The 14,193-nt window shown below is 27.9% G+C and carries 15 protein-coding genes; 1 reads left to right on the forward strand and 14 read right to left on the reverse strand.

The window, feature by feature from the left end:
• Positions 1-231 precede the first annotated feature (231 nt).
• Positions 232-3,249: a leucine-rich repeat protein gene (locus JN03_RS09930; RefSeq protein WP_134076730.1), complete on the reverse strand. Its 3,018-nt coding sequence runs from the start codon at positions 3,247-3,249 to the stop codon at positions 232-234.
• A 14-nt stretch (positions 3,250-3,263) separates the two neighbouring features.
• Positions 3,264-4,067, reverse strand: a complete 804-nt coding sequence (locus tag JN03_RS03125) for a hypothetical protein (RefSeq protein WP_134076731.1) — start codon at positions 4,065-4,067, stop codon at positions 3,264-3,266.
• A gap of 336 nt (positions 4,068-4,403) precedes the next feature.
• Between JN03_RS03125 and JN03_RS09935 the strand changes: the two genes are divergently transcribed.
• Positions 4,404-6,311, forward strand: a complete 1,908-nt coding sequence (locus tag JN03_RS09935) for a transglutaminase-like domain-containing protein (RefSeq protein WP_134076732.1) — start codon at positions 4,404-4,406, stop codon at positions 6,309-6,311.
• A gap of 401 nt (positions 6,312-6,712) precedes the next feature.
• Here the strand turns inward: JN03_RS09935 and JN03_RS09940 are convergent, their stop codons facing one another.
• From JN03_RS09940 to secY, 12 genes are all read right to left on the reverse strand, one after another.
• The gene (locus JN03_RS09940) at positions 6,713-6,907 is read right to left on the reverse strand and encodes a putative DNA binding domain-containing protein (protein ID WP_134076733.1); all 195 of its coding nucleotides are present in this window, start codon (positions 6,905-6,907) and stop codon (positions 6,713-6,715) included.
• Between the two features lie 460 nt (positions 6,908-7,367).
• Positions 7,368-8,105, reverse strand: a complete 738-nt coding sequence (locus JN03_RS03140) for a triose-phosphate isomerase (protein ID WP_134076734.1) — start codon at positions 8,103-8,105, stop codon at positions 7,368-7,370.
• Positions 8,106-8,401: 296 nt separating this feature from the next.
• Positions 8,402-8,596, reverse strand: a complete 195-nt coding sequence (rpmF, locus tag JN03_RS03145) for a 50S ribosomal protein L32 (RefSeq protein WP_036440786.1) — start codon at positions 8,594-8,596, stop codon at positions 8,402-8,404.
• Between the two features lie 93 nt (positions 8,597-8,689).
• Entirely contained in the window at positions 8,690-9,055 is a 366-nt protein-coding gene (rplQ, locus tag JN03_RS03150) for a 50S ribosomal protein L17 (RefSeq protein WP_036440783.1), read from the reverse strand.
• An 18-nt stretch (positions 9,056-9,073) separates the two neighbouring features.
• Complete coding sequence (locus JN03_RS03155) at positions 9,074-10,087, reverse strand: DNA-directed RNA polymerase subunit alpha (RefSeq protein WP_036440780.1); 1,014 nt, start codon at positions 10,085-10,087, stop codon at positions 9,074-9,076.
• A gap of 26 nt (positions 10,088-10,113) precedes the next feature.
• Positions 10,114-10,488, reverse strand: coding sequence for a 30S ribosomal protein S11 (rpsK, locus tag JN03_RS03160; protein ID WP_036440776.1), 375 nt, complete (start codon positions 10,486-10,488; stop codon positions 10,114-10,116).
• Positions 10,488-10,862 (reverse strand): 30S ribosomal protein S13, encoded by a 375-nt coding sequence (gene rpsM / locus JN03_RS03165; protein ID WP_036445197.1) that lies wholly within the window; start codon positions 10,860-10,862, stop codon positions 10,488-10,490. Before rpsM ends, rpsK begins: the two co-directional genes overlap by 1 nt.
• A gap of 3 nt (positions 10,863-10,865) precedes the next feature.
• Positions 10,866-10,979, reverse strand: coding sequence for a 50S ribosomal protein L36 (gene rpmJ, locus JN03_RS03170; RefSeq protein WP_080696082.1), 114 nt, complete (start codon positions 10,977-10,979; stop codon positions 10,866-10,868).
• A 17-nt stretch (positions 10,980-10,996) separates the two neighbouring features.
• Positions 10,997-11,212 carry a translation initiation factor IF-1 gene (infA, locus tag JN03_RS03175; protein ID WP_036440769.1) on the reverse strand — a complete coding sequence of 72 codons (216 nt, stop codon included), beginning with the start codon at positions 11,210-11,212 and terminating at the stop codon, positions 10,997-10,999.
• A complete protein-coding gene (map, locus tag JN03_RS03180; protein ID WP_036440765.1) occupies positions 11,212-11,964 on the reverse strand; it encodes a type I methionyl aminopeptidase in 753 nt (250 codons plus the stop codon). Before map ends, infA begins: the two co-directional genes overlap by 1 nt.
• On the reverse strand, positions 11,958-12,635 hold the full coding sequence (locus JN03_RS03185; RefSeq protein ID WP_036440763.1) for an adenylate kinase: 678 nt from the start codon (positions 12,633-12,635) through the stop codon (positions 11,958-11,960). The genes map and JN03_RS03185 overlap by 7 nt, the downstream gene beginning before the upstream one ends.
• Positions 12,629-14,128: a preprotein translocase subunit SecY gene (gene secY, locus JN03_RS03190; RefSeq protein ID WP_051599109.1), complete on the reverse strand. Its 1,500-nt coding sequence runs from the start codon at positions 14,126-14,128 to the stop codon at positions 12,629-12,631. Before secY ends, JN03_RS03185 begins: the two co-directional genes overlap by 7 nt.
• Between the last annotated feature and the right edge of the window lie 65 nt (positions 14,129-14,193).

The raw sequence follows: 14,193 nt of genomic DNA on the forward strand, positions 1-14,193 counted from the left end.
GTTTGTGGATGGATAGTTTCTCTTAATAGAAACTTTTTCTCAGCCATTTTTTCTCCTTAAATTTTTACGTAAAATTCTTTCAAATTGTATTGCAAAAAAAAAAAAAAAAAATGCCTTAATAAGTGAAAAATAAGCAAAAATTCAACTTATTTCAAGCATATTTTTTGAAAAAGCAAAATAAAAGAAAAGTCGGATTTGACTTTTCTCTTGTTTTAATATTTCTGGTCTTTATTAGTTAGAATTTCACTCAATTTTTAATTCATTATCTATTCCATTGGGTTGACTATCTTTTCAATATTGACCTACTCAATATTTACTTCAACCATCTGGTTTTGAGATGGTATTTTTAACTTTTATAATCGAGTTTTCTATATTAGTCAATATTATTTGTTCTAATTCTGAGTCAGAATAAGAGAATGGATTTCCTAAAATATTATATTTATCATTTTTTTCTGTAAAGTAAAATACAAAAGGATCTACTTTTTCTATTCCACTAGGTAAAATAATAGTAACGCCTTTAGTAGATCATTGAAATGTTCTATGTTTTATTTCCTTGATAGGACAATTAGAAAAATCAAGCGTTATATTTTTAAAATTACTAAATGAATTATGATGCAAAGTTTTTAATTGTGTTAATTCTTTAAGATTTTCAATATTATTTGTTTCAATTATTTTAGCTTTTATTTGTTTGGTTTTGCTTGGCAAATTAACTTTTTCAGATTTTCCATTTAAACTAAAATCCAAAATATTTTCTGTACTATCGCTAGAAAAATCAGGAAATATAATACTTTTAAGTGAAGTTATGTCATTTAATAATAAACGCATTGGAAATTCATCAAATTTGTGATGAGTCAATTTGATTTCTTCTAATTTCTTCATTCTTTCCAGAATGAAATTTTTTTGTTGATCTTTATCAAGATTTGGTAGATGTAAATCGATTTTTTGAATTTTTAATCCAGATAAAGCATTCTTGTTAATTTTTTTATATCCCAATTGTTGGCTAAAATCTATTGTTGTTTCATTATTATCGACTGCTTTATATAGAACTTCACCATTAGAAGACTCTAAAAACGAAAATTCACTTGCATGATTTAATTTTAATTTTTTATTAGCTTCGCCTGATTCTAATAAATTAAATTTAAATGAACCTTTTCCTTGTCTTCCTAAATCTGTTGTTAGTACGGTAAAGAAATTATGAAATTCGTTAATTAACTTGAAATAGTATGTAGAAGAATCAGTACCTTCTGCTTTATAATCATCACTTTTATTTATATAATTGCAGAAAGTAGAAAATAATTGACCTTCGATTGTTTCAACGTTATCATACATTTCCAAATAAGCAAGTGCTGAAGAATCACCATTTATAAGCGAATTGATTTTTTTAATTGTTTTAGGTAATTTTATAGCAGCAATTCTTGCATATTCATTAATATTATCTGTAGAAATAATTAAGTTACTTACTTCTTGAATTCCTTCTTCTAAAATCACTCCATATAATGAAGAATTATTAACAACATTACTAAATAGCGTACCAACTTTTATTACTTTAAATGAACCAATTTTCGCCGGCACTTTGAATACAGTTAAATTCTTTCTATCATTTAAAAATGCCGCTTTATGTCCATTATGTTCAATAATTTCATATGAAAAATCTGCTATATTATCTGTTGAAGTTTTAAAACTATTTATAGTTTTGCTATACTCTTGTGAAATTGTGTCATTTTTCTTATCTTTAATCTTGTATGTAATAGTGATTTTATCTTTATCAGTTTGTTTAACTTTAATTGATTCTTGAATAAATTCACAACGTTCATCAATAACTTTTACATCAATACTATCAAAATTATCTCAAAAATCATAAGCCATATGGCTAGCTTTTGTTGATACATCAAATGAAACTTGTTGTGCAAGATCATCGACTAATTTTTGAGGCATTTTAAAATCTTTAATTTTAATCGTTCTTTGTTTTGAATAAATTCCTGGTTTTCCATATTTTTCTTTAATTCTGAAGTGAATGTTTAAAGAAACTAAGTCATCCAATTTCTCAATCATGAAAGTATTTGAATCTACTTCGTATATACTCTCATCGAAATTAGTTTTTGATAGTTGTGCATAAGCTGTTATATTCGAAATTTCTTGTGTGGCTTTATTTTCAACATCAAACTGAACTTGATCAATATAAGTATTTAATTCTTCTGGTGTTAAATATTTTTTAAAACCTGTAATTTCGATATCTCTAGCTTCTGAAATAATATTGTTAGAATTATCTCTAATTCTTACTTTTGCATCAATTTTCTTAGGATGTTCACCTTCTTTTTTAAATTCATCAAATATTAGTGTGTAATATGAAGGTAAAGTATTTCCATCTTTTTTACCAATAACTTTAGTTTCAATTGCATCTTGAATATAAGTTACATCAGCATTTTCATAAGAAAATTCAACTGTTTTTAAATATTCGGTTAATTGCTCTGAATTTTTAGCAAAGTCATCGAATTTAACTTCTAAAACATCTGATGTGAATTTTTCATCATTAATTGATTTAACTTTTAGTTGATACGAAATAATTGCTTCTGATTTTTTATCATCAGCAATGGCTTTAATATTTACAATTTCATATTTAAGATCATCACTATTATTATCTTTTAGAAAAACTTCAAAGTGCTTATATTTGCCATTTTCTTCTTCAAGTGTTTTAGAAGCTACATTTAATTCACGTCTAAATCCATCAAAGAATTTAACTACAACTCTTTCTTTGCCTAATTCATTTAATTTGGCTTTTTCTTTTGGAGGTTTGATATCTTTGAATTCAAAACTTATGAAATTAGATTGTGCTTTTGTAATTTTATTACGAAGTGCAAACTTAGTACGGAAGGTAGTATAAGGTTTATCTTTATCAAGTGGTTGTTTATTGACTTGATCTTCTTCTGTTTCAACTATTAGCTCATATAACTTATTGTTTAATCCAGATGCTACAAAATCAGCAATAGTTTTAATATCATCTTTTGTTTTAGTTTCTTTATCTTTTACATCAATTTTAATTGATTGTAAAACTTTGTCAAGAAAAGATACTTTTCTTTGGTTTGAAAAAATAGTACTAAATGATACTACTGAAGAAAGTGCTGCAGCAGCTGCACCCGCAACTGATCACACTATAACTTTAGTTTTAGGATTTTGAGTTTTAACTTTATCTTGATTTTGCTGAGGTGTTTGCTCTTGCTTGTTTAAATTTTTCTGTTCTTGCTCTTTCATTTAATTTCCTTAAATTACAAGATTTTTGCAAATGATAGAATTAGAAAAATTAGATTAATTAAAAACAGTCCTGAAATAACACCAATAACTGCAAATACTCATTTTGGCATTTTGTATCTAACAGTTGAGATTTTGATAGATTCAGTAGCTTCAAAACCTGTGTTTTTAAGAATTTCTGAAATTTTTGAACTTGCTAAAATTGCTTCTGAATAGTATTGGGTAGATGTTCCAATCCCACCTATGGTTTTAATGAAAATTTGTGATTTAGTTTTATCTTGTTCTAGGAAATAATAAACATCAACATCACTACCATTTTCTAATGTATTTTCAATCACAATTTTTCCATTAAAGTTCTCCAAACTTCCTTTAACATCTGATTTTTGAATGTCTTTAGCTTTTTTAGATTTAGCCAAAAGTTCAATTTTAACTTTTAATGCCAAATCGTCAAGTGTTTGAGCAGTGGCAGCTGTAGAAACTTGTTTAATTTCTTCAGTTTTACCTGCTTGAATTTCTAGAAGTTTGTTTTTTATTAGAAATTCAATATTTGTAGTTTTGATGTCAACTTTTAAAGCAACTAATTTATCTAAAAGTTGTTTTGATTTTACAACATCAAGCATTCCACAAACTTTGTTTTGGAAGTAAAAATATAACATTGTTTGTGGTTCTTTTGCATTTTGCATAACAAATTGTTTTAGTGATTCTAGTAAGTTTGGCAAGACTACCGGTTTTGCTTGCACTCCAACTTCAGAGATTAAATAAACAGTTTGTTTAGTTTGTGGATGGATAGTTTCTCTTAATAGAAACTTTTTCTCAGCCATTTTTTTCTCCTTGTATTTTACGTAAAAATTCGAGCAAATTTTATTGCAAAAAAAAAAAAAAAAAAAAGGCTATCGAAATGCAGTTGCAGCAAATTTTTGGCTTAAATAAAGAAAAATTTGTGAATTTATATCATTTTAAACTTCATAAGAAGAAAAGAAGAAGGAAAAAATAAAAAAATAACAAGGTAGAAAAAAACTCTTATAAAATTGCCCAATTTTACAAATTTAGCAATATTTATATGACTAAATATATAATTTTATATATCTATTTTCAAGTTAAAACATTGTTTTGATAGAAAAATATTAGATTTCATATTGATAATAAAATGGAGAAAAATGTTAAAAAGTAAAAAAATGAAGTTTCTATTAATGGGTTCAATTCTACCTTTTTTAGGAACTACATTATTTTCTGTTTCTTGCAATAATAAAAAATTGTTGGAAAATGTTTTGAAAAATGCAAAAGTAGAAGTAGAAAACAAAAACAAATTTACAAATACATTAAAAAAAGAAGAAATTAAAATAACTTTGAATAATGATGATTTTGAAGTTATTGATAAAAGTTTTGAAATTAAAAAAGACGATGAAACTTCAATTATTGTTAAATTTAGAATAAAAAGTAAATCAAAGAGTATTGTATCAGAACAAATAAGTGTTGAAGTTAATGGATTTAAAGATAAAAATCTACCTTATTCATATTCAGATTTATGAAATGATATAAATAAAGATGGGAAGATGTATTCTTTAAGTTCGATTGGTGAAATTAAATTCGATGTAGTTGATACTACAGGATTAAGTCAAGATTATGATAGACCTATAAAACGTGAGCAATTTTCATCTATAAAATTAACCAAAGAACAATTAGATGAATGATATGACAAAGTTTTTGGTTATTTTTATAAAAAAATTGAAACTTTACTTCTTTATAAATCTTTTGTAGAAACTAAATTAACATCTCTTTTGACCGCTTATGGTACAAATGCAACTTATTTTGCAAAAATTTATGATGAAGCAGTAAAAGAATTAAAAGACACAATGGATGTGTACAATGATGAATTCAAAACTGATTTAGATAAATTAAATAAAGAAGGTTTGGAATCAGAAATAGCTAAGGAACTAGCTAATAAAATTGAAATCCAAAAAGGAATATTTGATAAACAATACCATTCTTTAACTTTAACACAAAATAACATTCTTTCTCGTTTAACCAAATTAATAGTAGATCCAGCCCACAAATATTTCAAAGATGAAGAAACCAAAAACAAACGTCTTGGTAAATTAAAAATTAATCAAAAGCTCCAAGATGCTAAATTAGATAATGTTAGACAAATATTCAAAGAACATAAAGCCGAAAGTTTTACTATAGAAGTAGATGCAACATATGCAGAAGATTTTAAATTTACTTCCGATGTTCCTAAATGATTAAAAGATCACTTAGAAGAAAATAGCATTAAATATACTCCTGATCCTGCAAAACCTGAATATACTCAACAAAAATTCTATGAAGATTATTTCTACACATCAGTATTTGAAATCGAACTTGGTCGTCAAATATATAACCTTTTTGGTGAAGGCTATTTTGTTGATTTAACTACATTAGGTGATTGAGAACTTGACAGTAAAACTACTCCGGGAAAAGTTTTACTAAATGTAAAAACTCAACAATGACAAACCGAAAATACTAAACAAAAAGAATTAAATGAATATGTTATTAAAACTTTAAATGAAATAATTGATGATAGATGAGATGATGAAACTAAAGTTGAAGCTGTAAGAAACTATCTTCTATATAAACTTTATTATGCTAGTGAAGAAGAATTAGAAAAAGTAAAAGAAACTAACCTTTTTGTTAATAAATTAGGTCTTTCACTTGCTGATCCTTATAACCTTATAGCAGGCGGTTCAGTAGTTTGCGATGGATATGCACGTGCTTTTTCTTTATTTATGTATTATTTGGGTATTCCTAGTAGATATATGGGCGGTATTGGTATGCCTACTGAAGATGAAGATGATAAAGTAGCACATGCTTGAAATGAAGTTTGGCTTGAAAAAGATGGCAAGGGTGCTTGATATCCACTCGATTTAACTTGAGATGATGGTGATGAAGAAGCAGGGAAGGATTCATTTAATTTCTATTACAGCTACTTTTTACAAAATGTGGTTAATAAAGTTCCATTTGAAACTTCACATAAAACAGATCCTGTTTTAAAACAATTTTATGTAAATCGTCCTACTCCCTTAAAATAAGTTAATTAACTAATTTAAAAAACTAAAAAATAAATTTTGTATCAGACAGAATTTGTTTTTTTAATGCAAGTAAAATTATTTTTTATGCTTTTAATAGTTGAATAACCAAATTTTTTAGAACCTTTATATTTTATGATTTTTGCTTTTTTTATTATGTCTAAATGATGATTAATACCATAATAAGTAATGCTTAATTCTTTAACCATACTTTTCGCATCTATATTAGGATTTTTTAAATTAATTGAAGAATTTCTTTTGTCTTGAATTTATATTATCAAATTGATTATTAAATATATCTTCATTTTGACTTTATGAAGTCGATTCTTTTGATGAAATTTACAAATTCTTTATTTATATACATTACTGCATTAGTGCAATTATCATCATTGCTACCTATAAATTTAAGCTCTGGAGGAAGAATCATTTGCAGTAAGAGCATCTTTTATACGTCTTATTCCCAAACCATAAGATTCTATAAAACCAAGTTTAAAAAACATTTCTTTTAATTCTTTATTCAAATATCTTCTTCTATCAAAACTTCTTTCTTTATTTAAAGCTTCTATGGTAACAAGCGGAAATCAACAATTATGATTCACAAATGAAATACTATCTTTATATTGATGAATATCAACATATTCATAAATTTGATATTCTTTATGTAAATTGCATTCATAGCAAGTTCTTCAAATGTAGCAAGCGAATAGTTATATACTATTTTATTTTCTATTTTATCATTAGCTCTGAATGTATAAGAGAACATAATATAATCTTAAAATAATCACTAAGTGTTTTAACTTGTACTTAAACTGGGCCTTCAAATTTTTTTGATTTCATTTTATCTGTTCCACTAACTTACCTAATAACTTCAATGTGAGCATATGGTATAAATTCATTAGATTTATTTAGTTTAAAATATTAGTCTTTAAGGAAAAACTAAAAATATGTTTTATAAAATTCTGGAAGTTGACTATGAATTTTGGACAGTGTAATTTTAATAAAATAAAAAAATAGATTTCATGCTAGAAACCTATCTATTTATTTAATTTTCTTTGAAAATTATTTGCAATTAGTTTTATTAATTAAATCAATGAAATTTTGAGGATTAATTGAATAATAGCCGATTAAAAAGCCATCTAAATTTTTAACTTCTAATAATGATGATATAGTGTTGTCGCATACACTTCCACCATATAGAACTGGCACTTGATGATTGGTTTTTTGTTTAATAAAATTAATAGCATCTTCTAAATACATAATTTTAGGTATTTTACCAGTACCTATATAACTAATTGGTTCATATGCTATTATTAATGACTTTAAATCAACATTTTTAGTGCATTCTTCAATTTCTTTGGTTAAAAATTTCATAAGTCTATCTTTGCTGTTGCAGTCTTGTGCAGATTCACCGATACACAAGATTGGTAAAATATTGTTTTCTTGAAGTAAAAGGATTTGTGAGTTTATTAATTCATTACTTTCACATTTTGATTTACGGACATAAGAATGACCCACGATTGTAAATTTAACTTGCATTTCTTTTAAAGAAGTTACTGTGGTTTCATCTACCATACAACCTTTATTGTAAGAAGAAACATTTTGAGCGCCTATTTTAAATGTGTTGTTTGAAAAATAATCTAGGGCAAATGGCAGTGCTGAAGACATTACAGCAAGTCCAATGTAAGTAGAAGCTAAATCCAATGTAGTTTTCGGAATGTAACTAGCAATATCAGTAAGATATTTTTTAGTTTCTAGATAAGAAAGTTCGGACTTTAGATTAGCTATAAAATATTTCATATTTCTCCATATAGGGTGTGAAAGTAATTAGTCAAATAATGGTATATAAAAAAGTATAAAGAAAATTTTACTTTTAAAATGAAAATGAACAAAATTATGTGCTATAATTCTTTTAATTCAATATTAAGTTATTGGATTAACAATAGTTAATGTCTTATCCGAGTACTTTGTACTTACTTCACATAATGATGAATAAAAATTTCTGCGGAATTTTTTATTAAATAAAAATCCTCTTTTTAATTTGATTTCGAGGATTTTTATTTTTTTTATTTTGTGTGTTAGGTTTTTGAATAAAATTATTTAATTTTATCGTTAATAGCTTCTTTGATTTCTTTTTTACCTTTGTAAAAACCACAGAATTCACATATAGTATGAGGAATAATTGCTTGTTTGCAGTTATTACATAATGCAAGTGTAGCGGGTTTTAAGGCGTGGTGAGATCTTCTTAGCGCTTTTCTTTGTTTCGATGTTTTTCGTTTTGGTACAATCATTGCACAACTCCTTATTAATAATATTAATTAAATTAAGTAATTAAACAAATGCATGTTGTAAATGTTTAATTTGAATAATGGCAGGGAAGGTTATTAAACAAGTTTAATAATTGCCATTTTTGCATTGTCGCCTTGGCGATTTACAAGTTTGATAATTCTTGTATATCCACCATTACGAGCAGTGTATTTTGGTGCAACAACATCAAATAAATGTTGAACAGAAGTTTTCTTACCATCTTTTGCAGGCTTATCAATTAAATACTTAATTGCTTGCCTTCTTGAAGCTAAGGTGTTAGTTTTACCTAGAGTAATCATTTTTTCGGCTTTAGGTTTGATTCTTTTAGCACGTTCTAATGTAGTTTTAATTTCACCATAGATTAAAAGATCGGTTACAAGTGCTCTTTCAACATGGTTTCATCATTCACTGTTTCTTCTAAATAATTGTTTAGGATTTGCCATCTCGTTTTTCTCCTTATACTATTTGTCAATTTCTTCAGAAGTTTTTTCTTCTTGGCTTTCTCTTCATTTTTTAAGTTTTTCAATGATGTCATCAATTGATTTTTTACCTAAATTCTTGATATTTCCAAGTTCTTCTTCTGTTAGTTTTGCAAGTTCATCAACTGTAGAATATTCTGCTCTTCTTAAAGCATTTAAACTTCTGATGGTTAGATTTAATTTTTCAATTGGAACAGATGATGTTACTACTTTTTCTTTTTCTTTTGGAATTACTTCAAAGATATTTACTGTTTCAAGTGCGTCAAAGTTTCCAATAATTTGGAAGTGAGCTACAATAATTTTTGCAGCTTGTTCCATAGCCATAGCTGAAGTTAAAGTTCCATAAGTTTTAACTGCTATTTTTAATTTTTCATTTTCAATAATTGACCCTGTATTTAATTGTTCAACTGTAATTGCTACTTTTTCTACTGGAGAAAAGTCACTATCAATTGCAAGATATTGTCCAATTTTAATTTTACTATCAAGTTTTGGTCCGTATTGTTGAATAATGTTTTTGTTTTCTTCAAAATCAATAAAGCCACGTCCAGTACGTAAGAACAAATCAAATTCTAAATGTCCGTCTTGGGCAATGGTACAAATATATGCATCTTTATTTACGATTTCAAGTCCATTAGTGTTGGTAATATCGTTTGCATAAATTTCGCCGGTGTGAGTTGATTTGAATGAAATTTTAACTAAATTATCTTTTTCGAATAATTTTGGTACATAAGTAAATTTAATTGCACGAATATTTGAAATTAAATTAACTACGTCTTCTTGAACACCTTTTAGTGTTTGAAACTCGTGTTCTATACCATCAATTTTAATTGCAAAAGGAGCTATAGAAGTTATAGAAGAAAGAAGTGTTCTTCTTAAAACAGTTCCTAATGTAATACCATAACCTCTAACTAATGGTTCAACCGAAAAGACAGTTTCAAATTCACTTTTGTGTTCTGATTTTAATTCCTGGTATTTAATTTTTTCAAATTTTTCCATATTATTACCGTTATCTTTTCCAGTTTTTATTGTCTCTTAAGGATTTTCTTAGGAGGACGAGTTCCATTGTGAGCCATAGGGGTTACGTCTTTAATTTCTTTAATTAAAAGCCCACTAGCTTCAATTTGTTTACGAGCTGTTGATTTACCAGGTCCAACTCCTTTAACCAAAATTGAAACTTCTTTTAAGCCGAATTCTTTGGCTTTTTCAAGTGCAGCTGCAGCTGCTAGTCCTGCTGCATAAGGGGTTTTTTTCTTTGTTCCTTTATATCCTATAGCACCTGATGAACTTCAGGCAAAAACATTACCTTTAACATCAGAAAAAGAAACGATGGTGTTTTGATAAGTTGAGTGAATGTGAGCAATACCTTGGGTAATTGTCTTTTTTACTTTCTTTGCCATTATTTAGTGTTTCCTTTCTTACCAGCAATAGTTTTTCTAGGACCTTTTCTTGTTCTAGCATTCTTTTGTGTACATTGACCACGTACAGGAAGTCCTTTACGGTGTCTCATTCCACGATATGATTTAATTTCCATTAATCTTTTAATGTTTAGGTTAACTTCACGTCTTAAATCACCTTCAGTGGTGTATTTTTTAGCTTCATCACGAATACGTGTTAATTCGTCTTCAGTTAAATCTTTGACTCTTTTACTTTCATCAACTTTAGCAGCAAGACAAATTTTTGATGCTAATGTTCTTCCAATTCCGTAAATATAAGTTAAAGATATAACTACTCTTTTATTATTAGGAATTTCAATGTTTAAAACTCTAGCCATATCTTATCCTTGTCTTTGTTTGTGTTTAGGATTGATGCAAATAATCCTATTTATTCCATTTCTTTTTATTAGTTTGCAATCTTTACAGATGCGTTTAATTGAAGCTCTAACTTTCATTACTCTTCTTCCTCTCTTTATTTTAGCCGATAAACAATACGTCCTTTAGACATATCATATGGACTTAATTCAACATCTACCACGTCTCCAGGAATCATTTTGATATTGTGAAGTGTCATTTTTCCTGAAGTGAAAGCTTTTATCGTTATCCCGTTGTCCAATAAAACTTCGTAATCTTTGGTAGAAAATACTTTGGTAATTTTGCCAGACATCTTAATTGCGTCTTTTGCCATTAAATATTATCTCCTGTTAAAATGTATGCTTTGTTATCGTATATTAAAACAGTTTGTTCATAATGCGAAGTGTTGAGACCATAAGGATCTACTACTGTTCAACGATCTTTTTTGACAACTACATTTTTAGATTTTTGTAAAATCATAGGTTCAATGCATATCACCATTCCATTTCGAATAATAGGACCAGTTCCAGGAACACCATCATTATCCACAATAGGATCTTCATGAAGTTCTTTTCCTATGCCATGTCCCGTATACTCTTCTGGTGTGTAAAAGCCTTGACTTTTAATATAACTTCCAATAGCGAAAGATATATCACCAATTCTTTTACCAACTTTGATTGCATTAAATCCTGCATAGAAAGCGTCTTTTGCCACTTGAATGAGTTTTTTATCTTGTTCGGATATATCACCTACACCTTTAGTGAAAGCTGAATCAGAATAATATCCATCTCATATAACACCCATATCGATTTTTACAATGTCACCATTTTTGACAACATAATCTGATGGAATGCCATGTATTAGTTCTTCGTTAACCGAAATGCAGCAAGTGTTTGGAAACCCATATTGCCCTAAAAAGGCGGGTTTTCCTTGTCTTTTAATAATTTCTTTAAAAGCGACGCTATCTATTTCTTTTAAAGAAACCCCTGGACTTATGAAGTCATATACAATTTTTTTTACTTCTGCCAAGATTGAACAAGCTTTTTTGATTTTTTCAATTTCTTCTAAGGTTTTAATTTTTATCAATTCAAAACCTCTTCTGCATCTTTTAAAACTTCTTCGATTGGTTTATAGCTATTAACTTCACATAAAATGTTGCTTTTACGGTAGTAATCAATTAAAGGTGCAGTTTCTTTTTCATATATATCTAAACGTTTTTTAATAATTTCTGGAGCATCATCTGCTCTTTTAATAATTTCAATGTCTTTGCAAGTTTTATTATCACAATGCACTAAATCCTTGGGAGGGTTGTATTGCATATGGTAAATAGTTTTACATTTTGGACAAATTCTACGTTTATCTAATCGTGAAATAATTTGAGCGTTAGTAATATTTAGCAATATTACTTTATGAATTACAATATTTTCTTTTTCTAAGTTTTTTAGAAATTTAGCTTGTTCAATGGTACGAGGATATCCATCTAATATAAATTTCTTATTCTCAGAAACTAGATTTTTCAAGGTTTTTTGCACAAGTTCATTTGTGATACTATCATCAACAAATGCCCCTGAATCTAATATGCTTTTAATTTTTAGTCCCAATTCGGTTTTGTTTTGAATTTCACGACGGAACATATCGCCTGTTGAAACTTGATAATAACCGAATTTTTCCACCATTTTTGATGCTAGTGAACCTTTTCCAGCGCCTGGTGCGCCTAGGAAAAGTAAATTTATATTTTCTTTAGAACTATCTATCATATTAGATCTTCCTCTTCTTCTCCATATACTTCCTTTAATTCTCTTATTTGACGACGTTTTCTAGCAAGTTCTTGTGACTTATATCTCGCTTTAATTTGTTCAATAGTTTCATAGGCGGTAGATACAAGTATCATTACAGTAGTTCCGCCAAATGCAATTTGTGCGGGCATTCCCATCATTTGTTGAACATATTGCATAGCACCCAAGATGATTAAATATATTGAAGAGAAAAACGAAAGTCTTAATACAACATCAAGTAAATAATCTTCAGTTTCTTCACCTGGTTTAATTCCGGGAATGTATGTTGATGATTTAGTGAAATCTTCACTTATTTTATCTATTCTTGATTGTTGAATTCCAAGAAGGATGGTTAAGCCAAATGTTATTAAGATGAACAAGATAAAACCTAAAGGTTTTGTTACTTGTAAATGTGCATAAACTCAATAATAATATTGACTTGAAGTATCAGTTAGATTAGCTATCATTGTAGGAACTGATAGTACCATCAAAGAAAATATTACACTCATAATCCCAGCCGGATTTGCCTTAATGGGTAAGAAACTTAATTCTTTTTCGGTTTTAGCAAGACCAGCTCCAACTTGTTGTATAGGAATACGACGTTCTGCAATTGTGAAGATAATTACAATTAAAATAGTTAGTAAGTATCCAAGTAAATAAACTGCAAAATTAATAATTTCTTTTAAGATGATTGAGTTTTTTGAAGCACTAGGAACAAAGAATTCAAATGCATGTCTGAATGTAGGAATTAAATTAGTTCCAATACCGACAAAAATTAATAAACTTGTTCCATTTCCTACACCTTTGTTTGTGATTTGTTCACTTAAAAACAAAGCGAAGAATGAACCTCCAATAAGTATTATTGGAAGGATCACATATCCATAAATGGTATTGCCTTTACTTCCAAATAATTGGGTTACAGAGGAATTGAATTTAATCCCAAACCCTTGTTGTGCGCCTACAAGCGCGCGCGTTATTAAAAGAGATTGTATGATTGAAAATATTATAGTAAATGCATAGGTGATATAGTTTATTTTAATTCTACCTTGCGGACCTGATTGACTCAGTCTATGAATTGCAGGAAATGCTTTGGTCTGCAAGATCATCATAACTAAACTAGCGGATATAAAAGGACTTATTCCAAGTGCTACTATAGAAAAATTCCTAAGTCCACCACCACCTACTAGGTTTAATATTGAAACAAAATCCCCATCTGATGAAATTTTGTCTTTGTTTTTTAAATCTACACCAGGAATTGTAATAGTTCCTGCGACGATAAAAATTGTCAAAATAAAGATTGTAAATAATATTTTTTTGAAAAGTGAGTGGTTAGCTCATCAATCTTTTCAAGAACGAGTTTTTTCACTAATAAACTTATTGATAGAAATTCTTCTATCAATTTTTTCGATTTCTTGCTCTTCTTTAATGGCTTCTTCTACTTTAGCTTTTTGAAGTTCTTCTTCTGAATCTTGCATAGAAGCATTTTCTGGAGAAAGACCTTTTTCTGGCTTTTCTACAGTAGCAAATAATTTATTAGCTT

Source organism: Metamycoplasma hyosynoviae (assembly GCF_004365165.1).
Classification (GTDB): Bacteria; Bacillota_I; Bacilli_A; order Mycoplasmatales; family Metamycoplasmataceae; genus Metamycoplasma; species Metamycoplasma hyosynoviae.